At 63.5% G+C, this 20,583-nt stretch carries 25 protein-coding genes; 13 read left to right on the top strand and 12 right to left on the bottom strand.

From position 1 onward, the window contains the following. Positions 1-12 precede the first annotated feature (12 nt). Both galT and galK read left to right on the top strand, forming a co-directional pair. On the top strand, positions 13-1,128 hold the full coding sequence (gene galT, locus VF34_RS13495; RefSeq protein WP_032374625.1) for a galactose-1-phosphate uridylyltransferase: 1,116 nt from the start codon (positions 13-15) through the stop codon (positions 1,126-1,128). After that, positions 1,068-2,291 carry a galactokinase gene (gene galK, locus VF34_RS13490; protein WP_080733348.1) on the top strand — a complete coding sequence of 408 codons (1,224 nt, stop codon included), beginning with the start codon at positions 1,068-1,070 and terminating at the stop codon, positions 2,289-2,291. Before galT ends, galK begins: the two co-directional genes overlap by 61 nt. Positions 2,292-2,297: 6 nt before the next feature. Here the strand turns inward: galK and VF34_RS13485 are convergent, their stop codons facing one another. Continuing rightward, positions 2,298-2,948 (bottom strand): cutinase family protein, encoded by a 651-nt coding sequence (locus VF34_RS13485; protein ID WP_032374603.1) that lies wholly within the window; start codon positions 2,946-2,948, stop codon positions 2,298-2,300. A 379-nt stretch (positions 2,949-3,327) separates the two neighbouring features. Here VF34_RS13485 and VF34_RS13480 point away from each other — a divergent pair, with 379 nt between their 5' ends. Next, positions 3,328-4,161 carry a MerR family transcriptional regulator gene (locus tag VF34_RS13480; protein WP_032374602.1) on the top strand — a complete coding sequence of 278 codons (834 nt, stop codon included), beginning with the start codon at positions 3,328-3,330 and terminating at the stop codon, positions 4,159-4,161. Here VF34_RS13480 and VF34_RS13475 read toward each other — a convergent pair. After that, on the bottom strand, positions 4,149-4,331 hold the full coding sequence (locus VF34_RS13475) for a hypothetical protein (RefSeq protein WP_027494898.1): 183 nt from the start codon (positions 4,329-4,331) through the stop codon (positions 4,149-4,151). The genes VF34_RS13480 and VF34_RS13475 overlap by 13 nt on opposite strands. Positions 4,332-4,525: 194 nt before the next feature. On the opposite strand from VF34_RS13475, the gene VF34_RS13470 reads away from it, so the two are divergent. The 3 genes from VF34_RS13470 to VF34_RS13460 are packed head-to-tail and all read left to right on the top strand — an operon-like array spanning position 4,526 to position 7,223. Beyond that, positions 4,526-5,800, top strand: coding sequence for a sensor histidine kinase (locus VF34_RS13470; protein ID WP_052718670.1), 1,275 nt, complete (start codon positions 4,526-4,528; stop codon positions 5,798-5,800). After that, positions 5,791-6,447, top strand: coding sequence for a response regulator (locus VF34_RS13465; RefSeq protein WP_027494897.1), 657 nt, complete (start codon positions 5,791-5,793; stop codon positions 6,445-6,447). The genes VF34_RS13470 and VF34_RS13465 overlap by 10 nt, the downstream gene beginning before the upstream one ends. Continuing rightward, positions 6,444-7,223, top strand: coding sequence for a DUF4097 family beta strand repeat-containing protein (locus VF34_RS13460; protein ID WP_027494896.1), 780 nt, complete (start codon positions 6,444-6,446; stop codon positions 7,221-7,223). The genes VF34_RS13465 and VF34_RS13460 overlap by 4 nt, the downstream gene beginning before the upstream one ends. Here VF34_RS13460 and VF34_RS13455 read toward each other — a convergent pair. Then, on the bottom strand, positions 7,217-8,437 hold the full coding sequence (locus VF34_RS13455) for an FAD-binding domain-containing protein (RefSeq protein WP_032374601.1): 1,221 nt from the start codon (positions 8,435-8,437) through the stop codon (positions 7,217-7,219). The two genes, VF34_RS13460 and VF34_RS13455, sit on opposite strands and share 7 nt — an antisense overlap. A gap of 42 nt (positions 8,438-8,479) precedes the next feature. Beyond that, positions 8,480-8,707 (bottom strand): FmdB family zinc ribbon protein, encoded by a 228-nt coding sequence (locus VF34_RS24690; RefSeq protein ID WP_230591622.1) that lies wholly within the window; start codon positions 8,705-8,707, stop codon positions 8,480-8,482. A gap of 200 nt (positions 8,708-8,907) precedes the next feature. On the opposite strand from VF34_RS24690, the gene fmdA reads away from it, so the two are divergent. Next, the gene (fmdA, locus tag VF34_RS13445; RefSeq protein WP_027494894.1) at positions 8,908-10,161 is read left to right on the top strand and encodes a formamidase; all 1,254 of its coding nucleotides are present in this window, start codon (positions 8,908-8,910) and stop codon (positions 10,159-10,161) included. A 1-nt stretch (position 10,162) separates the two neighbouring features. Then, the gene (locus VF34_RS13440; RefSeq protein ID WP_230593515.1) at positions 10,163-10,675 is read left to right on the top strand and encodes a hypothetical protein; all 513 of its coding nucleotides are present in this window, start codon (positions 10,163-10,165) and stop codon (positions 10,673-10,675) included. A 6-nt stretch (positions 10,676-10,681) separates the two neighbouring features. Here VF34_RS13440 and VF34_RS24350 read toward each other — a convergent pair whose 3' ends face one another. Beyond that, complete coding sequence (locus VF34_RS24350) at positions 10,682-11,209, bottom strand: hypothetical protein (protein WP_052061615.1); 528 nt, start codon at positions 11,207-11,209, stop codon at positions 10,682-10,684. A 62-nt stretch (positions 11,210-11,271) separates the two neighbouring features. Beyond that, positions 11,272-11,856 (bottom strand): hypothetical protein, encoded by a 585-nt coding sequence (locus VF34_RS13430; protein WP_032374599.1) that lies wholly within the window; start codon positions 11,854-11,856, stop codon positions 11,272-11,274. A gap of 183 nt (positions 11,857-12,039) precedes the next feature. Between VF34_RS13430 and VF34_RS24345 the strand changes: the two genes are divergently transcribed. After that, positions 12,040-13,917 carry an HNH endonuclease signature motif containing protein gene (locus VF34_RS24345; RefSeq protein ID WP_052718669.1) on the top strand — a complete coding sequence of 626 codons (1,878 nt, stop codon included), beginning with the start codon at positions 12,040-12,042 and terminating at the stop codon, positions 13,915-13,917. A gap of 118 nt (positions 13,918-14,035) precedes the next feature. Beyond that, positions 14,036-14,392 (top strand): hypothetical protein, encoded by a 357-nt coding sequence (locus VF34_RS13415; protein WP_052053584.1) that lies wholly within the window; start codon positions 14,036-14,038, stop codon positions 14,390-14,392. Positions 14,393-14,396: 4 nt separating this feature from the next. On the opposite strand, the gene VF34_RS13410 is transcribed toward VF34_RS13415, so the two are convergent. Further along, positions 14,397-14,594 carry a PLD nuclease N-terminal domain-containing protein gene (locus tag VF34_RS13410; RefSeq protein WP_032366706.1) on the bottom strand — a complete coding sequence of 66 codons (198 nt, stop codon included), beginning with the start codon at positions 14,592-14,594 and terminating at the stop codon, positions 14,397-14,399. A gap of 62 nt (positions 14,595-14,656) precedes the next feature. Between VF34_RS13410 and VF34_RS25875 the strand changes: the two genes are divergently transcribed. Further along, positions 14,657-14,899, top strand: coding sequence for a PLDc N-terminal domain-containing protein (locus tag VF34_RS25875; RefSeq protein ID WP_032366707.1), 243 nt, complete (start codon positions 14,657-14,659; stop codon positions 14,897-14,899). On the opposite strand, the gene VF34_RS13400 is transcribed toward VF34_RS25875, so the two are convergent. Both VF34_RS13400 and VF34_RS13395 read right to left on the bottom strand, forming a co-directional pair. Further along, complete coding sequence (locus VF34_RS13400) at positions 14,881-15,333, bottom strand: GNAT family N-acetyltransferase (protein ID WP_052063021.1); 453 nt, start codon at positions 15,331-15,333, stop codon at positions 14,881-14,883. The genes VF34_RS25875 and VF34_RS13400 overlap by 19 nt on opposite strands. Further along, positions 15,320-16,330 carry an aldo/keto reductase gene (locus VF34_RS13395; RefSeq protein ID WP_045841688.1) on the bottom strand — a complete coding sequence of 337 codons (1,011 nt, stop codon included), beginning with the start codon at positions 16,328-16,330 and terminating at the stop codon, positions 15,320-15,322. Before VF34_RS13395 ends, VF34_RS13400 begins: the two co-directional genes overlap by 14 nt. A 64-nt stretch (positions 16,331-16,394) precedes the next feature. Between VF34_RS13395 and VF34_RS13390 the strand changes: the two genes are divergently transcribed. Next, complete coding sequence (locus tag VF34_RS13390) at positions 16,395-17,306, top strand: aminotransferase class IV (protein WP_032374211.1); 912 nt, start codon at positions 16,395-16,397, stop codon at positions 17,304-17,306. Here the strand turns inward: VF34_RS13390 and VF34_RS13385 are convergent, their stop codons facing one another. Continuing rightward, a complete protein-coding gene (locus VF34_RS13385) occupies positions 17,307-18,455 on the bottom strand; it encodes a serine hydrolase domain-containing protein (protein ID WP_052061647.1) in 1,149 nt (382 codons plus the stop codon). 66 nt (positions 18,456-18,521) lie between these two features. After that, positions 18,522-19,082, bottom strand: coding sequence for a TetR/AcrR family transcriptional regulator (locus VF34_RS13380; RefSeq protein WP_027494884.1), 561 nt, complete (start codon positions 19,080-19,082; stop codon positions 18,522-18,524). A gap of 103 nt (positions 19,083-19,185) precedes the next feature. On the opposite strand from VF34_RS13380, the gene VF34_RS13375 reads away from it, so the two are divergent. Beyond that, positions 19,186-20,025 (top strand): alpha/beta fold hydrolase, encoded by an 840-nt coding sequence (locus VF34_RS13375; protein ID WP_032374210.1) that lies wholly within the window; start codon positions 19,186-19,188, stop codon positions 20,023-20,025. A gap of 63 nt (positions 20,026-20,088) precedes the next feature. Here the strand turns inward: VF34_RS13375 and rraA are convergent, their stop codons facing one another. Continuing rightward, positions 20,089-20,568, bottom strand: a complete 480-nt coding sequence (gene rraA / locus VF34_RS13370; protein WP_027494882.1) for a ribonuclease E activity regulator RraA — start codon at positions 20,566-20,568, stop codon at positions 20,089-20,091. Positions 20,569-20,583: the final 15 nt, after the last annotated feature.

The raw sequence follows: 20,583 nt of genomic DNA, 5'->3' as shown, positions 1-20,583 counted from the left end.
ACCAGCCATCCGATGCGCAAGACCTCGACCACGCTGGCCGACGGTCGAGAATTGATCTATTACGACGACACCGAGCCCTACCTTTCCGGTGGTGCCACCCGGGAGCTGGTGGATTCACGGCCGCTGCCGCCGTCGATGTCGCTCTCGCAGATGAGATTCGACGTTCTCACCGGCGAGTGGATCGTCATGGCTGCCCAGCGGATGGACCGCACGTTCCTGCCTCCCGCCGACCTGTCCCCGTTGGCCCCCAGCCGTCCGGGCCGGCCGGCGACCGAGATCCCGGCCTCGGATTACGACGTCGTGGTGTTCGAGAACCGTTTCCCGTCGTTGGCGGGAAGTGCTGCACAACAAACTCTTCCGGCAGCGGTCGACGGTGAGCCGATGTGGCCATTGGCGGCAGGTACCGGTCGGTGCGAGGTCGTCTGTTTCGCCAGTGATCCCGACGCGTCTTTCGTCTCGCTGGAACTGTCGAGGGTCCGAACGATCATCGACGTGTGGGCAGACCGGACCACGGAGCTCTCGGCGATCGATGGAGTGAAACAGGTGTTCTGCTTCGAGAATCGTGGCAAGGAGATCGGTGTCACCTTGACGCACCCGCACGGCCAAATTTACGCCTACCCCTACCTTCCTCCTCGTACCGATGCTTTGATCAGGCAGTCGCGCAAGCACTTCGAGAACACCGGTCGAGTTCTGTTGGCCGATGTACTCGCCGCCGAATTGCGCTCGGGCCGACGGATAGTCGTGGATGTCGAGCATTGGGTGGCGTACGTCCCCGCGGCGTCACGGTGGCCGCTCGAGGTACATCTTGCTCCGCGCCGCGACGTCGCAGATCTTGCGGAACTGAACGACGCGGAGCGCGACGAGCTGGCCGGCGTCTACCGCGCATTGCTGCGGGGCGTCGACGCATTCTTCGAGGGCGTGGACGAGGTGCCGTATATCTCGGCGTGGCACCAGGCCCCCGTCGGATCCGATCGAGAGCTGGGACGACTTCACCTGCAACTGTTCTCGATGATGCGGTCACCGGGCCGGATGAAGTTTCTGGCCGGATCCGAGTCGGCGATGGGCGCATGGATCAACGACACGACTCCCGAGAGAATCGCAGACAGATTGCGCGAGGTGCTGGTGTGAACTGGTTGAGCGTCGTGTCCGAGCAGAGCCTCGCCGACGGTGCTTCGGGGCTGTTCGACACCGCGTTCGGCGGGGAGCCGGACGGCGTCTGGTTGGCACCGGGGCGAGTCAACCTGATCGGCGAACACATCGACTACGCAGGAGGTCTGGTGTTGCCGTTCGCGCTGCCCTTCGCCACTGCAGTCGCTGTTCGGCGGCGCGAGGATGCCACGATGCGGGCGGTCTCGACGCACACCGACCAGACGTGGACGGGGCAACTCGGTGACATCGGACCGGGAAGTCCGTCGGGATGGGCCGCGTACGTCGCGGGCGTTGCCTGGGCGCTGCAGGAGCACGGGATAGGCGGAGTCGATGTTGCCGTGCACTCCTCGGTACCGGTGGGCTCGGGCCTGTCGAGTTCGGCGGCCCTCGAGTGCTCGTTCGCCTTGGCCCTGAGCGATCTGTTCGATCTGAACGTCGATCGAAAGGTACTGATCGACGCCAGCATTCGCGCCGAGAACGATGTGGCCGGCGCGTCGACCGGGGGAATGGATCAAGCCATCGCGATGCTTGCCGAACGAGGGCATGCCCTGCTTCTGGACTGCCTCGACGGGTCGACCCGGCAGATCCCACTGGACGTCGCGGCGTCGGGTGCTCGCATCATGGTGATCGACACCAACGCTCCGCACCGTCTGGTCGACGGCCAGTACGGTGCCCGCCGGGCCGCCCTCGACCGGGCCTACCTGGAGCTGGGTGTGTCGACGCTGCGCGGACTCGACCCCGAGCGGGCGGTATCGGGGCTCGTCGATCAGGCTCTCGTTCCCCGAGTTCGTCACGTCACCAGCGAGATACGACGAGTCGAGCGGGCAGTAGCGTTGCTGGACGGCGGTGACATCGGTACCGAACTCGGCGACCTGATGACGGCGTCGCACGTCTCGCTTCGAGACGACTACGAGGTCAGTTCCCCCGAGCTGGACAGCGCCGTCGATGCTGCGCTGCGAGCCGGGGCATACGGGGCCCGTATGACGGGTGGGGGGTTCGGGGGTTCGGCCATTGCGTTGGTTCCGATAGCTCGGGTCGATGCAGTCGCTGAGGAAATCTTCACGAGCGCACAGCAATCCGGGCTACCGGAACCGACTTTTCTATCCGCAGAACCATCGGGGCCCGCGCACCGATTTCGGTGAGTCGATTCAGCTCCGTACCTGAGCGGCCGCGAACGAGGCACCCTGCGTCGTCGAGCCGTTGGTGCCGTAGGTCAGGTGAGCGAAGGTGTTGAAGCCACCGATCTGGCACACCGGGTCGCCGAAGTTGCAGAAGCTGTTGGTGCGTGAACCGTATGTGCTGCTGGCTGTTTCGATCTTCCTGCCGGTAAGCCAGAATGGGTTGCCGAACACCACAACGGCCTCGATACGGTCGGCGATCGCGGCCGGGATGACGGCACCGGTGAAGCTGCTGGGAGTGCGCAGACCGACTGCGTTGGTCACCACGGTCGCCCCCTGCGAGTAACCGCCGATCACGAATTTCGTCGACGGGCACGATGCCGCAACGGAATTGAGATGAGCCACGAGGTCGCGAGATCCGGGTCCCGCGCTGGCCTGGGTGAAGTCGGCGGCGTAGTTCACGGCGTACGTGCTGACCGAGCGATCCGAGAGTTGCGATTTGACGGTGCTCACAAAAGGAGTACCCGTGATGCCGAGGCCGGGAAGTTCCCCGGTGCCGCGAGCGAACGAGACGTCCACATCCGAACACGGCGCGGCCGAGGCCACTCCGGTGGGAAGCGCCACTGCGGTGGCGGAGATAGCAAGTGCAGCAATGGAATAGGCGATCAGGCGTCTCTTCATGGCGAGTCCTTGTGGGTTCGGGGGAGGAGCATCGAAACGAACCATAACCGCTGCGACGTCCCATTCACAGGGTCGTTCAACATTTGATTACAGACGCCCGGTCGGTTATCGAGGCGGCTCCGGGAGGCCGTCTCGAGATGTGTCGGGAATTCACTGCCAAGCCTGGTTTCTCAACGCCTGTTGCGCTACGGTGACCGCTGGGGTGCCGTAGACCTGGCGAATGGCCTGGTCCGAATTTTTCGTGACTATCAGGGAGCGCACTCGATCGATGCGACGACCGGCGAAAGTGGTTGATCGGTGCGCGCAGAACGGGTCGAGCCACCGCACGGCGCGCGATACTTGACCCTCACACAGTGTGAGACGGCAGTCTCGGAGGGTCATGTTCAGTATCGGAGAGTTCGCATCGATCGGCCGGGTTTCGGTTCGCATGCTTCGGCATTACGACGAGATCGGGCTGTTGACGCCGGCACGGGTGGATCCGTTCACCGGATATCGGTCGTACGACGGTAGACAGTTCGAGGAGTTGGGCCGCATCCTGATGTTCAAGGACCTGGGATTTCGGCTCGACGAGGTGAAGCAGATCGTGCATGCGCAGGTCAGCGCCGACCGATTGCGTCGGATGCTCGTCGCCAAACGTGAAGACGTCGCCCATCGACTCGATCTCGACGCCGCCCGACTGCGTCGGATCGATGCGCGCCTCCGCGCCGTAGAGGGAGAAGATTCGATGATCATTGTGGACACCAAGTCGCTGCCGGCCACCCGCGTCGCCGTCGTCACCGAGAATGCTGCCGGTTACGGGCCACAGAACATCGGCCCGGTGATCGGTCCGATGTACGCCCGGCTCGCGTCGTCTCTGGCACGAGACGGAGTCGAATTCGGACCGTCGTCGATCGCCCTCTACGAGGCCGTCGACGACGGTGACGGCACCGGCATCACGGTGCATGCCGCGTTCGAGATCACCCCCGACGTTGATGCAGGCGAGGACTACGACGTCACCGAGCTACCCGCGATCGACCTCGCGCTGACGACCGTGCACCACGGCTCGATGGCGACGATCGGGGAAACCTGGGAGCAGTTCATGGCCTGGATCGACGCCAACGGTTACGAGCTCTCCGGCATCTGCCGCGAGTACTACCTGGTCTCCGAGCCTGCGCCGCAGGAGAACTGGGTGACGGAGCTGCAGCAGCCGGTCGTCCGGCGTCAGGACGCCTGAGCGAGCTCAACCAGCGCTGTGCACTGGCAGCCGCCGGTGATCTCCTCGCACTCGAGCACCAGGAAGTGGCGAACGTACTCGAGATCCACGCAATCGGGTTCCGTGCATTCCGCACTACCGACTGCGTGGATCACGAGCGTTCCGTGGCAGGTATCGACACTGGCGGACATGGGAACCCTTTCTGTAGTCGTGTACTTCCTTGATATCACCGGCTACCGACAAGTTCGGGAAGCAAAGGGCGTGTTCGACGCCTGAGCTGGGCGAACTCACATGGACCTGCGCGCCGAGGGTAGGGCTGGCCCTACCTCACCTCGTGGGTTCGCAGTGAGGACGCCCCGGCGACTGCCCACTTAGGCTCATCCGCATGAACCAGGCATTACCGATTCCCCTCAATCCGCTCAGAGCGTGGATTTCGCAGCAGTGGTGGTTGGCAATGGCGTCGCTGTTGGCGACGACGTTCGCCGGACTGGGCGGATGGCTGATCGTAGGTCTGCTCCTGCTCGCGGTGTTCGCGTTGCCGTTCGCCCTCAGCGGTGTGCTCGTCTTCGTGTTCACGATCGTGGTCCTTCGTTGGCTGGACATCGCGGCGCGAGCGGGCATCGACCTGACCAGTGGCATCGAGATCACGAAACCGGACACCATCGTCTATCCGACCAGTTGGCGAAGGTTGGTGTGGTGTGTTCGTGACGTCGGGCTGTGGAAGTCGCTCGTCTACTGGATCATTCGTATTCCGATCTCGGCTGCGCTGCTGTTCTTGCTGCCTGCGCTCTTCCTGGCGCTTCCGGTTCTGGCGGCCGCCCCGGTCGCGTGGTTGGTCACCGATCCCGAGGGCACCGGGTTGGAGATAGCCGAACGAGTGGACTTTCCGCTGGTTGCGGTGATCGGAGTGGCAGCTCTGGTAGTCCTGGTTGCCGGCGTTCCGCCACTGACGACCCTGATTGCCAAGCTCGATTGGTGGAGCGCTGCAGCACTTCTCGGGCAGTCGGAGTCGAGCAAGCGGGTGAACGAGCTGACCATGAGCCGTGCTCGCGTCGTCGACGCCGCCGATGCCGAGCGGCGACGCATCGAACGGGACCTGCACGACGGTGCCCAGCAACGGCTGGTCTCGGTGGCAATGTCACTGGGACAAGCGAAGTCTCGCGCGTCGGCTACGGACGACGTGGTCTTGAAGGGTTTGCTCGACGATGCACATCGGGAGGCGAAGAACGCGATCGGTGAGATCCGAACGTTGACGCGCGGACTGCATCCCCCGATCCTGACCGATCGCGGACTCGACGCAGCGCTGTCGTCGGTCGCGGCGTTGTCGACAGTTCCGGTGACGATCGACATCGACCCGGCCCTCACCGGCGAGCGACGTCTGAACGCCACCGCCGAGTCGACGGTGTACTTCGTGGTGTCCGAGGCCTTGACCAATGTCGGCAAGCACGCCCACGCCGGAAACGTGCAGGTCGATGTCGCTCGCGGCGAGTCCTCCGTCGCCGTCACCGTGGTCGACGACGGTTGCGGCGGTGCGTATTTCGAGCCCGGCGGCGGATTGGCCGGATTGGCCGACAGGCTCAGCGGAATCGACGGAACCCTGACGGTGACTTCGCCGTCGGGCGGCCCGACACGAGTGGAGGTGACCATCCCGTGCGAGTGATCATTGCCGACGACTCGGTACTGCTACGTGAGGGTGTTGCGCGTTTGTTGGTCGACTCCGGTGCCGAGGTGATCGGAAAAGTTGGTGACGCGGCGCAGCTGTTGACGCTGATGTCGTCCACCGAGCCGCTGCCCGACGTCTGCGTCATCGACGTGCGGATGCCTCCGACATTTCTCGACGAGGGTCTGCGAGCGGCACTGGTCATTCGTGAGCGTTGGCCCGATGTCGGAGTACTGGTGCTCTCGCAGTACGTGGAGGAAAGGTATGCGGCAGAACTGATTCGGCAGAGCACGGACGGCGTCGGATATCTGCTGAAGGATCGCGTCGCCGATGTGGACGAATTCTCCGACGCGGTGAAAACGGTCGCCGACGGCGGAACCGTCATCGATCCAGAAGTTGTGCAACAGATTTTGGCGCGCGCACCACGATCGGATCCACTCGACTCGCTGACACCGCGAGAGCGAGATGTGCTGACGGCGATGGCCGAAGGTAAGTCCAATGCCGGCATCGCCTCCACTCTGGTCGTAGGCCAAGCAGCCGTCGAGAAGCACATCGGAAACATCTTCGCCAAACTCGGATTGCTCGGCGACAGTGCGGATCACCGCCGGGTCATGGCAGTCCTACGATACCTGGGAGCTATTCGATGAATCGAATTCCATTGTTGCGCTACACGTTGGCGATCACCACAGCGGCCGTCGTGGTCGGTGCGGCCGGAGCAGGCACCACTGCGGCGATCGCGCTCGGTTTCTCCGTTCCGAAGACTCAGAACTACGACTACTCGGTAGATCACGCGATCGACGGCTCGCAGCTGACTGTGACGACCGGGTTCGCGCACCTGAAGTTCGTGCCCAGCCCCGATGATTCGCTGCATGTTCGAGCGCACGGGATCTACCGAGGGGACGCCCCCACGGTCGACGTCGGTGCGGACGGGTCGAGCGTGGCTGTGGAATGTTCCTACGGCAGGTACAAGACGTGTGACGCCGACGTCGAATTGCAGATACCCGCAGGCCTGACCCTCGCGGTGAACGGTGCGGGCGGTGATGTCGTGCTGTCGGATGTCGGTGCAGACGTATCCGTCTCGACAGCGTCGGGATCGGTGTTCGCTCGTGGATCGGCGGGAGCCATCCGGGTCGACACACGGTTCGGTGACGTGAAGATCAGTGATGCAACTGCGTCCATCGTGGATGTGAGCACGACGTTCGGCGAGATCAGCGTCGAATCGCGTACTGCACCGGAATCGGTCAAGGCGCGCAACGTGATCGGCGACACGACGATCGGGCTTCCGCCCGCCGACTTCTATGCCGTCGACGCGGCATCCGACAAAGGCGACGTCGTCGTCGACGTGATCAACGACCCCAGATCGCCGAAGACGGTCTCCGCCACCAGCGAGGAAGGGCAGATCACGGTGCGGGCACGTCAGTGACTGCGCCGCCACGCACTGAACGACCGGACCGAGGATGTGGTGGGACGCGTCAGCCAGGGCCATGGATGCAATTCGACCGGGGCGATGGCGTCGGCGATGCGAGAAAAGCCGGGAACGGGTGCCCAGGTGGCGGCCAGAGACCGTCCGGAAAGTTCCTCGGATACTCGGCCGCGACGTACCTCCAACGGCCGGGTCGACGCGATCTCGCCGAGAGTCTCGGCTAGGAACACCAGTCGCTTTCCGGACAGCCGAAGCTTGTGCAGGAGTGGTTCGTCGAACACGAAGACGGCAGGTCGCTCGGGATTCGCAGCCATGGCGGGGTCTGTGGTGCCGAGCGATTCGGCGGTCAGCCAGACCTGTTCTGCACCATCACCTTCCATGCTCGCGGGGCCCGCGGGTACCGGTGCCTTGTTGAGATCGGGTCCGTCGACTGCCGGTCCGAGATCATCGTCGGGCCAATTCTCGATGGGGCAGGCGTCTTTCAGCGCGCAGTTGCGGCACAGGGATGGTGCGCGCTTGTTCACCTGCCACCGACTGAAGCCGTACACCTTGCCGCTTCCGGTACCGACCGTCCATTGCCAACCCAGTCGATTGGCCGCCCGTGAGCCGTCGAGCAAGTGGGTGAACATCTCGTCCTCGCCGTCGCGCCATGTCGCGCCGGCACGCACAGCCCATTGGGACGCCAGCCACATGCGTGTTTGGTTGACGAGCCAACCGTCACTGTGCAATTCGCCCACCACCGTGGACATGCAGTTCATCTCGTCGGGCCAGGGTTCGGAAGTCCAGTTGTGCGGTCGTGGTTGTTCACGACGAAGGGATCTCCCCAGATCGGCTCCGACGCGGGCATAGAGGTGGCGGGCGTATTCCTGCCACATGAGTTCGTCCCGGTACCGCGTGCGATCGCGCGCAGGGGCGTCCGCTACGGCGTCCCACACCTCAGGGAGAGTGAGCAGACCGTGCCGGATGTACGGCGACATTCGACTGGCTCCACGACGATTCGCAGGAAGGACAGTGCTGCGGTCGCGGGCGTAGCCGGTGATGTCCAGACCGGCCAGCGCCATGTCGGCGGCCGACTGTCCGCCGCGAATGCCGCCGGCGGCAATCCCGTCCGGCCGCTCGAGCGTCAGGTCGCCCAGATGCTCGGCAACCCAGGAAACGACGTCGTCGGTGGTGAAGCCGTCGGCGATGGACGGGGGAGCGGGGAGCTGGGACATGCACCCGGACTTCCCCGTCGGCACGAAAGAGAAACGCCGAGATCAGGGACGTGGCAGGCGACGGTGGAGCGGGTTCGACGTCGTCGGGCTAGCCGCCCGCCCTTGCCGTGGGATGGAGGTGACTACCGTCGGTGAGTCGGCGGTGGCCCGCGAGGCGTCGTGTGCCTTCATCGCAGCGCTGTTCCCCCTGCCGAGGGCAGGAGACGAAATCCGGCGTGCAGCGCTCTCGCCGCACTCCGGGCACGTCACCTGGGAGGGGACATCGGCCATGGAGAATCTCTGCTCGACGGGTTCGCAACGCTGTGTGCAGCGAAAGCTGTAGGTGGGCACGCACACGAGGGTAGCGCGAGGTGTCGTGTCAGTGGCGTTCCGGCGCAACGTCATACAACATTTACACGTCATACTGGGCCGAATACACCACGACGGTGCAATGATCGAGGCAGGAGAATCCGCGCAACCGGAGGTGCCTCGTGCCCGAACTGCTGTTTCCGCTCGACTCGACGAAGAGTTTCACCGAACAGGAGATCGTCGGTCACAACCGATGGCATCCCGATATCCCGGCGGCGGTCACAGTGAAGCCCGGCACGTCGTTTCGGGCGCACTGCCGCGAATGGTTCGACGGGGCCATTCACAACGACGACTCCGCCGAGGACATTCTGAATGCGCCGCTCAACAACGTGCACACGTTGTCCGGGCCGTTCCACATCGAGGGAGCCGAGCCCGGGGACCTGCTGATCGTCGATATCCTCGACGTCGGTCCGATCCCACAGGAAGATTCGGGCCCACTGGCCGGTCAGGGCTGGGGATACACGGGGATCTTCGCCAAGCAGAACGGTGGCGGATTCCTCACTGATCGATTCCCCGACGCGTACAAGGCGATCTGGGACTTTTCCGGCCAGACCACCACATCTCGCCACGTTCCGCACGTGAAGTACACCGGCATCACTCATCCCGGCCTGATGGGAACCGCGCCATCGGCTGCTCTGCTGGCCAAGTGGAACGCCCGTGAAGGTGCTCTGATCGCCACCGATCCCCATCGTGTTCCGCCACTGGCTTTGGCACCCGAACTCGACGGGGCAATTCTGGGATCGTTGAGCGGCGACGAGTTCTCGCGTGTCGCAGGCGAAGCCGCACGTACGGCACCGCCACGAGAGAACGGTGGCAATCAGGACATAAAGAATCTCACCAAGGGCACTCGCGTCTTCTATCCGGTGTTCGTACCGGGGGCGAAGTTGTCGTTCGGAGACTTGCACTTCTCGCAGGGTGACGGGGAGATCACCTTCTGTGGTGCCATCGAAATGGGCGGTTTCATGGACCTGCACGTCGACCTGATCAAGGGCGGCATGGACACGTACGGGGTCAGTGAAAACGCGATCTTCATGCCAGGAAACACCGCACCGCAGTACTCGGAATGGATTGCCTTCTCGGGCATTTCGGTCACCGTCGACGGCGAGCAGAAGTATCTGGACTCCGACCTGTCCTACCAGAACGCCTGCATGCATGCGATCGACTACCTCACCAAATTCGGATACAGCCCCGAGCAGGCGTACCTGCTGCTGGGCTCGGCCCCGATCGAGGGACGCCTGTCCGGAGTGGTCGACATACCCAACTCCTGTGCCACCGTGTACATCCCCACCGCAATCTTCGATTTCCCGATAGCGCCGTCCGCCAGCGGGCCGTTCCAAATCGACCCGGGAATGGGAGCGCCCAGGGCGCAGTTCTGACGTGAGTTTGCTTGATATGTCGCAACTGTGGATGCTCGAGGACATGGAACCGTGGCCTGACGAGCCTGCCGTAGGCGCGGTGTTTACTCCCACCACGTACTGGGCGTCACCCGACCAGATGGACCTGCCGGCGCAAATGTGTGCCGAGGTGCCGGCTCGGGTCGAGACTGTCACTGTGGACGGTCTGACGGAGTGGGTGGCGCATCTCGGGAACGGCTTCACCACGATGATGGGCGACGGCGGCCTGGTCGGTGATGTGACGTTACACGGCTGCCTGGTGTGGGACAGGTATCTGTGGTTGGACTTTCGGACGCGGCCGCGAGGCACCCTCCGCATCCATGATCGGGCCGGTCTTCTCGTGCAACGACGGGAATTGATCCCGACGCGACATCCCGGCGCGTTCAGTGTGACGTACAGCGGTGCGCTGGAGTACCACGAAAGGGATTCAATACCTGCGGGATTCGGAGTTCGTTGGAAAGCATCGATTGTCGAGACCGTTGCATCGACTGGTTGAGGTATCTCAGTCGATGTGCTGGTCGTAGTTCACGGTGATGATCTGGTCGACGCGGACCGGCGACGAATCGATCTCTGTGAGCGCGAGAAGGTCCGCAACGGCATCCCTGCTGCCCCCGATATAGGCACAGGGGAAGTCGAAGTGCTGAGCTACACACCACGCGTGGTCGTTGGGCCACCACAGATTCGGTGACAACCCACCGAGGGTGTCCGTTGCACGTGAGACCGGCCCCCTCAGCAGGAAGTAGTCGTAGCCGGCGATGTTCGTGGTCGGTGCCGAATCGCGAATGTAGTCGAGTGCGGTGTTGCCTTCCCAGATAGCGAAGAAGCAATCGTCCGGTGTGTTCGTGCTACCAGCGAGTACCTCGATGATGGATGCCAGCTGAACATGCCGGGCTGCAATGGGTTTCGCCCGCGGAAGGGGATTCGGCGTGCCGTTGCGCCCGGGATACAGGATGCGGGCATAGGCGTCGAACACAGTGGGGACCAGCGAGCCCACTGTGGTTTCGGAGACGACCTTCAGGCCGTCGTTCACCCATCCTGTTGCCGAGATATCCTGTTGCAGATCAGTGTTAGACCATTCTGTGCGGCCGGTATTCAATGGCTGTACCAGGGTTGTGGGCTGGCAGGGTCGTCGATGACTGTGTCGACTCGACGGTAGGCGAGAACGTCCTTTATCGCGGACGAGCTCGCACCGATGGTGGCGAAGTGGGGATCGATGTCGTTGGCGATGCACCAGGCTCGGTCGGCGGGCCAGACGAACGAGGGGATCGGCAGACCCTCGCGATCAGGGGGATCGAGTGCCTGTTCCCAGCGCAATAGGTCCAGGGCAGCCCCCCGGAACAAGAATGCTTCCCGTTCCGGGAGGTGGATTCGCGCGGCACCGTGCACCTCGAGACCACCCCACCCCTCCCATACGCAAAAGTAGCAGTCCGCTGGTGTCGTCGTGTGTTTGGCCAGCGTCGCAACGACCATCGCCAATTGGTTTGTCTCCGAACGCTCGTCGTACGGAACGTCGGCCTCGCCCTCACGCTGATCCGCGTGCGTCGGATCCGGGATGAACCGGAGACGCGCGTAGCTCTCGTACCCCAGTGGACCTCTGGTGGCGAGGTCCCACCAATCTCGATCAGCGTGGACGAGCCAGTCGGCGGCAGTGGGATCGCTGGATGGTCGCACGGTCATGGTGCGCCCTTTCTGGGTCGATACCGGGCTTGCGCTAGTGCGACGTTACCGATCCATGAGGTGGACCGGACTACCGGAGCTGGCCTACGAAGTGGTGCCCGTCGTCACCGCGGCCTGAGGCGACAGAGTTGGATAGGAACGTGTGTTCGAAAGTTTGTCGGTGGGTCGCGGTAGATTCTGTTCATGCTTTCGGGGGACGGCGAATCAGGGGTGGACGGCATCGACACGGTGCCGCCTGCCCCCGTCGTGTCCGACCCCGAACTGTCGGTGCTGGTGGACCGTGTGGAGTCGGCGGTCGCCGAGTTGGCGGGGCAGGCGTCGGTGTCGTGGTCGAATACCGACCGCCGTGCGGTGATCCAACGCATGGAAGCTCTGTCGCGGTCTGTGACCGCGTATTCGCACACCTGGCTCAACGAACTGATCTCACAACACGGCCTCGATGTGTATCCGGGTTCGGTGCCGTGCTCGGTGGCGTGGATGCTGCGAATCACCCCACGAGCGGCCGGGGCGCGGGTGCGTCTGGCCGCCGAATTGGGTGATCGCACCGCACTGTCCGGTGAAATGCTGCCTCCCTTGTTGCCGCACACCGCTGCAGCATTGCGGGCAGGACTGCTCGATGCCCAGCACGTGCAGATGATCCGCGAATTCTTCCGGCACCTACCCTCGAGTGTCGATCCGCAGACCCGAGATCGCGCCGAACAGCAATTGGTCGGTCTCGCCTCGACCCGACGGCCCGACGACTTCGCACCACTGGTCGCGCACCTGGACTCGATCCTCGACCCCGACGGCGACTTCGACGAGAACGAAGACGAAGACGAAGACAAGAACGCGAAGCCGAGGCCACGGAAACGGGATGCGTTCTTCTACCTCGGTGAGCAGGGGTCCGACGGAATGTCCGAGGGAAAGTTCTGCGTCGACTCCGAACTACGGGCCTACCTCGAAGCCCTGTTCTCGAAAGCCGCGAAGCCGGGAGTGAACAACCCTGCAGACCCGACATCGATCGTCCACGAGGATGAGACCACCGGCGACGAGGACGGCGGCGGGAGTGGCAGTGCGGCTACGCCAAAGCCCGGGCCGATGCCCGACGAGGCAGGATCGAGCGATGCTCGATCGCATGACGAATACCTGTGGGATGGGACCGACGACAACGGTGCCAACTTCTACGGTCACGACGACCGCAGTGGCGACGACCGCAGTGGCGACGGCCGCGGTGAGGGTGAGTGCACCGACAGCAGCGATTGTGGTTGCGGCACAACGCCACACAGCACGCCCGACACCAACGACACCAACGACACCAACGACGATGCCGGCTCCGACAGCACTGCTGAACCCGGCGGCCAAACCGACGCCGACGCATCGGACACCGCTGCTCGCGACGCTGCCGCCGCGCGGGATCGACGCACCCAGAACGAACGCCGTCATGATGCACTGAAGATGGCGCTCCGGCACACCCTCGCCTCCGGCACCCTCGGCACCCACCGCGGGCTGCCCGTCACCGCCATCGTCACCATGAGTTCGAAAGACCTCGAATCAGGTTGCGGCTACGCCATGACCGCCACCGGATCCCGCGTCTCGATCCGCGACGCCATCCGCATGGCTTCGCACGCCCACCACTACCTCACCATCTTCGACGACAACGGCAGAGCCCTCTACCTCGGCCGATCCAAACGCATCGCCTCCGGCGACCAACGCATTGTCCTCATCGCCCGCGACCGCGGCTGCAGTTTCCCCTCCTGCACCCGCCCGGCGACCTGGTGCCAAGCGCACCACCTCGACGACTGGGTCGAGGGCGGACCCACCGACATCGACTCCCTCACCTTCGGCTGCGACATGCACCACGCACTCGTCGGCACCGGCCCCGGAAAGTGGGCAACCACCAAAACCACAGCAGGACATCGCTATCCGGGCAGAACCCTGTGGCACCCACCGACCGGAATGGACCCCACACGCCGTGGGCTGATCAATCACGCACACCACCCCGAGGAGGTGCTCTACCCACCCGACCACCACTGCGACAACACCCGCGACACCGGTGACGAAGAACCACGACAACCCGCCTGACGACCCACACAAGCGTCAGGGCACAGCTCTGTCTGTTGTCAGTACATCGCGACCGCCCGCACCGGCGTGCGCGAAAAATAGGAGGGCTCCCGAGTCGGCGCCCGCGTACGGTAACCCGATGATGGTTCTCGCGAGCAGGACTGCGGAGTTGTCGCCGCCGGTCTTCTTCGTCTGGAAGGCACTGATGCGCCCAGACTTGCATCCGAAGAATCAAGGGTTCGCCTGGCCGGTGATGTTCGAGGGTGCCGCTCTGCCGCGCATCGTCGAGAGTAGTGAGTTCGACCGCGTGGTGTGGAGCTCGCCGTGGCCGAGTCTTCCCGACGTCCTGGTGCAGTTCGATCTGACCGCAGCAACCCGACTGCGCTGGACGCTGTTGGCCCACGCACCCGCCCCCAACCCGCAGACGGTTGAATGGCTCCGCGACCAGGTAAGCCATCTGATCAACATCGACCTACGCAATGCGACTGGACACTGAACTCTCAGCTGTTGCCGCCGTTCACCCCATACGGATAGCGCTTCCCGACTGCGAACCACAGGATCGGGCCGACGATGGGCAGGATCAGTGTCACCACTACCCATGCCAGCTTGATGAGCCAGTTGGAGCCTGTGTCGCGGACGATCGACACGAGAGCAATGCCGAAGAGAGCCAATGCAATCGCGCCGCCGGCAGAAGTCATGGTCGCACCTTATGCCTGCGTCGTGGCTAGTCTTGCCCTGAGGTGAAAGGAGTCGGAAGACCATGGATGCTGACGGTAACCCGGCTCTGCCGTTATGGTTCGATCTCGCATGGATGGCTGGGATCGTGTTGTGGCTGCTACTCGTCGGTGTCGCATGGGTGTCGATACTTCGGAGCAATCAGGCTCGTCGGGGATCCGCGTTCTGGTGGTGTCTGCTCGTGTTGCTGATGCCCATCTCAGGCGCACTGATATGGTTCGTCGCTCGCCCGCGTAAGCCCGATACAGATCAACGGTTGAGTTCGTAGCGGGCCAGCCACAGTCCCGGCAACACCTCTTGATTCTCGGTGTGCGCGAAGCCGAGGGACTCGTACAGGCGGCGGGCCGGTCCATTGTCGCGTCCCGTTGCGACTAGCAGTTGCTGTCCTGCAATCGAATTCAGCATCACCTCGACCAACGCTCGTCCGATGCCCTGCCGATGTGCGTGTGGAGCCACCACCAGACGGTCGATCTCGGATCCGGACCACGCTGCGGCACCGAGGATTTCGTCCAGATCGCGCGCGACGAGCCAGTGGACCTGTGCTGCACACAGATCATCCACCGACTCGTGCAGTAGTGGGATGCGGTCGTCGCCGATGAGCTCGGCCTCGACAGCGTACGCACTCCTCTGTACGGCCAGGATTTTCTCGGCCGACAACCGATCCGTCGACGGATCGACCTGCGCTATCTCAATACCGGCCACCAGCGGGCTCGGGCAACGTGTCGAGTGCGGCGAGGTGCTCGGAGCTCAACGTGAGCGAGGCGGCACCGGCGTTCTCGTCCAGACGTGAAGTGCGGCGAGTGCCGGGAATCGGCACCACGTGCTCTCCCTGCGCCAGCACCCATGCCAGGGCCACCTGCGCAGGCGTCGCACCGAGCTCGTCGGCGATGGCCGCGATGGCGTCGACGATGACGAGGTTCGCATCGAGGTTGTCGTGACTGAAACGCGGCAGTCGAGAGCGGAAATCATCTGCAGCGGGTGCGGTTCCGCGGAAGTTGCCCGTCAGAAACCCTCGGCCCAGCGGTGAGAACGGCACAAAGGCGGCACCGTTGTCCTTCGTCCATGTCAACGAGGTTGCCAGGTGGTCGCGTGTCCACAACGACAACTCCGACTGCACAGCAGATATCGGATGCACCCGCTGAGCCCGATCGAGCTGCTCGACGGTGAACTCCGAAACACCCAGTGCGCGAACCTTTCCGGCCCGCACGGCCTCGGCCATCGCGCCGATGCTGTCTTCGACGTCGACCTCGGGATCGGGACGGTGCAGGTAATACAGATCGATGTGGTCGACGCCCAACCGTCGGAGCGAGTCGTCGATGGCAGACCGCAGATGCTCGGGCTTGCCATTGGGGCCGGAAATGACCGGCTCGCCGGCGTCGCCGATGTGGGAGGTCAATCCACCCTTGGTCGCGAGCACCACCTCGTCGCGTCGACTGCCGATGGCTGCGCCGACGACTTCCTCGTTGGTGAACGGTCCGTACACATCGGCGGTGTCGATGAAGTTCACACCCAGGTCCAATGCGTGCCCGATGACGCGATCGGGGGACTCCGTTTGGTCGTCTGCCTTGTATGCCCAGGTCATTCCCATGCAGCCCAAGCCGACGGCACCCACCTCGGGGCCGTCGTTCCAGAGTGTGCGGGCGGGAGTGGAGCCTGCGGAACGACCAAGGGGTGGCCAGGATACTGCGCGTTCGCTCATGTACTCGACCATAGAGAAGTAAAAGCGTTGTCGCTTGGACTCACCGGGCGACTAGCATCGCCGCATGGCACTCCCGCACTCGAAGGTGTATTTCGGCGATCGCTTGGTGGACGCGCAGGACGCGACACTCGGGGTCGCGACCTCGGCCGTCCTCTACGGCCTGAGTGTTTACACCGTGTTTCCGGTGCAGATGAACGGAGATCGGCGCACCGCTTTCCGGTTGCTCGATCACTACCAGCGACTCGTCGAGTCCTGCAAGATCATCGGCATCGACACCTTCGCGACGCAGTGGAGTTTCGAACGGTTCGTGCAGGTGACGCAGCAGGTCGTCGCGGCCAACGCCCCGACCGACGAGGTGTACGTGCGGGCAACCGTCCACGTCGACGAGTCCATTCCCGGAACACGGGTCCGTGGCCTGCACACGACAGTGTCGATCTTCCTCTACGACGCCAATCCCATTGTGCCGCAGGACGGTATGAGGTTGAAGACCAGTGTGTGGCGTCGCATCCCCGACTATGCGATTCCGTCGCGCGCGAAGGTCAACGGGGCATACGTCAATTCCGTTCTGGCGAAACAGGATGCCATCGACAGTGGGTTCGACGATTGCATTTTCCTCGACATCAACGGACACGTCTGCGAGCTCAGTGCCGCCAACATCTTCCTCGTCCGAAACGGAGTGCTCGTCACACCCGACGTCACCAGCGACATTCTCGATGGCATCAACCGTCGAACGCTTCTGACGTTGGCGCGCGAAGAAGGAATGACGGTTCAGGAGCGAACCGTCGACCTCACCGAGCTGTACATCGCCGACGAGGTCTTCGTGTGTGGCACGTCGGCCGGGGTTGCCCCGGTATACGAAATCGACGGCCGCGCAATAGGAACCAAGGAAACCGGACCGGCGACGCTCACTCTGCGGAAGCGTCACCAGGCTGCACTCACGAGCGACGAAGTGCACGGCTGGGTGACGACCCTCTAGCTACGCCGGGCAGGTCGATGCCAGCCCGGCGATCAGGGCTTCGGATGCGGGTTCTAGCAGCGGATCGGTGCCCGGGGTCGGCGCGGCTGTGGTCCAGGCCAGTGACACCTGACGGGTGCCGTCGGGACTCGAGAACTGAAAAGTGCGATATCCGAAGCCGTTGCCGCGCTGGCCGAACAGCAGCTCACCGGACTCTGGATCGCAGGCGTCGATTCCCAGCAGCAATCCGAGGCCGTAGCCGGAGGGGCTGACCACCTGCATGTCGTCGACCATGTTGCGAGGTAGCAGTGTGCCGTCGAACAAAGCACGAAAGAACGTGTTCATGTCCTCTACGGTGGAGACCACTGCAGCAGCGGAAGACCAGATACTCGCGTCGTATTCGGTGACGTCGGTGTAGATCCCGTTCTCCAGCACGTAGCCGTGCAGTGCATCGCCGGCGATATCAGTGTCGGTGGGGTAGGTGGTGTCGGTCATCTGCAGAGGTTCGAAGATCCTGTCCTGCAACGACTGTCCGACGGGCTTCCCATCGAGATCGGCCACGATCCGCCCGAGTAGAACGTAGTTGGTGTTCGAGTAGCTGAACTCCTGGCCCGGTTCACTTGTCCACGGCATGGCCGATGCCTTCGAGATCAGCTCATCGTCGGAGACGGAATCATCGGCGCGAGAAGCGATCTGCTGCGCCGTATCGAGTCCGGTGAGGTAGTCGGGTATTCCGCTCGTGTGGTCGAGCAGTTGTCGGACGGTGACGGACTTGGACAGCAGGCCCGGAAGGAGTTCGTCGACCCGCTGATCGAGCTGCAGCTTTCCCTCGTCGACGAGCTGCAGCACCACCGCCGCGACCATCGACTTGGTGACGCTTGCAATGCGCACCGGATCATCGGCACCCGCCGGCTCGGTGCCATCACGCTCGACGAGTCCTGCCGCTCCCGACCAGGAATCCTCGCCGTCGCGCACCTGCGCGACAGCGGCGACGGACCCGGCCGCTACCAGCGCGTCCAGAGCCGCCTGGACGTCGTCGGTCCTGATGTTCCCACTCGACGTCGTCGTAGTGGTCGCCTGCACGGCTGAGGGCTCGTCGGACGACGTGCATCCACTGACCAGCAGGAACGTCGAGACGGTGAGGGCGGCGAGGACTCGTAGCTTGCTCATGGATTCGACACTAACGTCCCGAAACGGACAATTTCAGTGTCAAATGTCAGTGATCCGCGATGCCGGTCACTTCGCGCTCGAATTCAACAGAACCTCGGCCGCAGTCTTTGCTGCAGAGGCGGATTCGGCCAGTTCGGTGATGGCGGCGGTGGTTTGAGCACCCTCGGCGAGAAGTGCGATTTGCAGACCGACGGTCGGCTCGCATCCATCTTCGACGGCCAAGGCGGTGACGTACTCGATGAAACGTTTCTTGTGCTGATGCGCGGCGTCGGCGACCTCGGGCATGGTTGCGCCCAGTTCGCCGAAGGAGTTGATGAACGCGCACCCGCGAAAGTCGTCCTCTCGAAACCATCGATCCAGGAAGTCGAAGATGGACAACAGCTTTCCGCGCGGCGTGTCGTGTCGGTCCGCCTCGGCGCGGATCCCGTCGTTCCACTGGGCAGTGCGGCCACGGAGGACCTCGGCCACGATGGCCGTCTTGGACGGAAACAGTGTGTACATGCGTTTGAGAGAGATTCCCGCTGCGGTGCGCAGCTCATCCATGCCGACGGCCTGGATGCCGCGCGCATAAAACAATTCGTCCGCGGCGTTCACCACCTGTGCCCGTCCGATTTCCGTAATGGTCATCGCTTACCCCTTGCCGAGAGAACCAACGTTCTCTACAGTAGTCCACACACGGAGAGAACGACCGTTCTCCCGCTCGATGTTCAGGACACAGGAAGGCAGGATCATGGCGTACATCAACGTCGGAACCGAGAACTCCACCCCCGTCGAGGTCTACTACGAGGATCACGGCTCCGGCCAGCCGGTTGTGCTCATCCACGGCTACCCGCTCGACGGCAACTCCTGGGAGCGCCAGTCGCGTGCGCTGCTCGATGCCGGCTACCGCGTCATCACCTACGACCGCCGTGGATTCGGGCAGTCGAGCAAGCCCACCGTCGGCTACAACTACGACACCTTCGCTGCAGACTTGGACAAGGTACTCACCGAGCTCGACCTGAACAACGTCATCCTCGTCGGATTCTCCATGGGCACAGGAGAACTGGCTCGGTATGCCGCGAAGTACGGCACCGATCGCGTCGCCAAGTTCGCGTTTCTCGCCTCGCTCGAGCCGTTCCTGCTACAGACCGACGACAACCCCACCGGCGTTCCGCAGTCGGTGTTCGACGGCATCGAGACCGCAGCGCGCGAGGATCGTTTCACCTGGTTCGAGAACTTCTACAAGGACTTCTACAACCTCGACGAGAACCTCGGCAGCCGCATCAGCGAGGCCACCGTGCGCGCCAGCTGGAACACCGCCACCACCAGCGCGCCCGTCGCGGCCTATGCCGTCGTGCCCACCTGGCTCGAAGACTTTCGCGGAGACGTCGAGAAGGTCCGCGCATCGGGCAAGCCGACGCTGATCCTGCACGGCACGGCCGACAACATCCTGCCGATCGACTCCACCGGCCGCCCGTTCCACGAGGCGTTCCCGGAGGCAACGTACGTCGAGGTCGACGGCGCACCCCACGGGCTGCTGTGGACACACTTCCAGGAAGTGAACGACGCGCTTCTCGCATTCGTGAAGTAGCACCGACGTCGTACAAGACGCAACAGAAAGGGACGGCACCGCGGCCGTCCCTTTCGCGTCGGATCAGACCGCGACCACTCCATCGTGATCGCTGTAGACGATCTCGCCGGGGGTGAAGGTGACGCCGCCGAAGGTCACCGGCACGTTCTTCTCGCCTGATCCCGTCTGCGTGCTCTTGCGTGGGTTCGTCCCCAATGCCTTGACGCCGATGTCGAGGGTGCGCAGAATCGCCGAGTCCCGCACAGCGCCGTTGACGATGACGCCTGCCCAGCCGTTGTCGACACCCCGCCCGGCGATGATGTCGCCGACGAGCGCGGTGTGGATGCTGGCGTCGCCGTCGACCACGAGAACGCCGCCGTTGCCGGGCTCGCTCAACGTCTGCTTGACCAGCAAGTTGTCCTGGAAGCAGCGGATGGTGGTGATGGGTCCGGCGAACTCGGTGTGCTTGCCGAACTGGATGAACTGGGTGTCGCAGCTGCGGATGTCGGGACCGATCTCGTCGGCCAGATCAGCGGTTGCTTTGAATTCCACAGGTGAAGTCATGCGCAGAAGACTAAC

Source organism: Rhodococcus sp. PML026 (genome assembly GCF_000963615.1).
Taxonomy (GTDB): Bacteria; Actinomycetota; Actinomycetes; order Mycobacteriales; family Mycobacteriaceae; genus Rhodococcoides; species Rhodococcoides fascians.
This window is presented reverse-complemented; position numbering and strand designations above follow the sequence as displayed.

Bases quoted from the DNA above. Each gene is read 5' to 3' on its own strand.
- galT (WP_032374625.1), top strand. From the start codon at position 13: ATGCGCAAGACCTCGACCACGCTGGCCGACGGTCGAGAATTGATCTAT.
- galK (WP_080733348.1), top strand. From the start codon at position 1,068: ATGGATCAACGACACGACTCCCGAGAGAATCGCAGACAGATTGCGCGA.
- VF34_RS13485 (WP_032374603.1), bottom strand. From the start codon at position 2,948: ATGAAGAGACGCCTGATCGCCTATTCCATTGCTGCACTTGCTATCTCC.
- VF34_RS13480 (WP_032374602.1), top strand. From the start codon at position 3,328: ATGTTCAGTATCGGAGAGTTCGCATCGATCGGCCGGGTTTCGGTTCGC.
- VF34_RS13475 (WP_027494898.1), bottom strand. From the start codon at position 4,331: ATGTCCGCCAGTGTCGATACCTGCCACGGAACGCTCGTGATCCACGCA.
- VF34_RS13470 (WP_052718670.1), top strand. From the start codon at position 4,526: ATGAACCAGGCATTACCGATTCCCCTCAATCCGCTCAGAGCGTGGATT.
- VF34_RS13460 (WP_027494896.1), top strand. From the start codon at position 6,444: ATGAATCGAATTCCATTGTTGCGCTACACGTTGGCGATCACCACAGCG.
- VF34_RS13455 (WP_032374601.1), bottom strand. From the start codon at position 8,437: ATGTCCCAGCTCCCCGCTCCCCCGTCCATCGCCGACGGCTTCACCACC.
- VF34_RS24690 (WP_230591622.1), bottom strand. From the start codon at position 8,707: ATGGCCGATGTCCCCTCCCAGGTGACGTGCCCGGAGTGCGGCGAGAGC.
- VF34_RS13430 (WP_032374599.1), bottom strand. From the start codon at position 11,856: ATGACCGTGCGACCATCCAGCGATCCCACTGCCGCCGACTGGCTCGTC.
- VF34_RS24345 (WP_052718669.1), top strand. From the start codon at position 12,040: ATGCTTTCGGGGGACGGCGAATCAGGGGTGGACGGCATCGACACGGTG.
- VF34_RS13415 (WP_052053584.1), top strand. From the start codon at position 14,036: ATGATGGTTCTCGCGAGCAGGACTGCGGAGTTGTCGCCGCCGGTCTTC.
- VF34_RS13410 (WP_032366706.1), bottom strand. From the start codon at position 14,594: ATGACTTCTGCCGGCGGCGCGATTGCATTGGCTCTCTTCGGCATTGCT.
- VF34_RS25875 (WP_032366707.1), top strand. From the start codon at position 14,657: ATGGATGCTGACGGTAACCCGGCTCTGCCGTTATGGTTCGATCTCGCA.
- VF34_RS13395 (WP_045841688.1), bottom strand. From the start codon at position 16,330: ATGAGCGAACGCGCAGTATCCTGGCCACCCCTTGGTCGTTCCGCAGGC.
- VF34_RS13390 (WP_032374211.1), top strand. From the start codon at position 16,395: ATGGCACTCCCGCACTCGAAGGTGTATTTCGGCGATCGCTTGGTGGAC.
- VF34_RS13385 (WP_052061647.1), bottom strand. From the start codon at position 18,455: ATGAGCAAGCTACGAGTCCTCGCCGCCCTCACCGTCTCGACGTTCCTG.
- VF34_RS13380 (WP_027494884.1), bottom strand. From the start codon at position 19,082: ATGACCATTACGGAAATCGGACGGGCACAGGTGGTGAACGCCGCGGAC.
- VF34_RS13375 (WP_032374210.1), top strand. From the start codon at position 19,186: ATGGCGTACATCAACGTCGGAACCGAGAACTCCACCCCCGTCGAGGTC.
- rraA (WP_027494882.1), bottom strand. From the start codon at position 20,568: ATGACTTCACCTGTGGAATTCAAAGCAACCGCTGATCTGGCCGACGAG.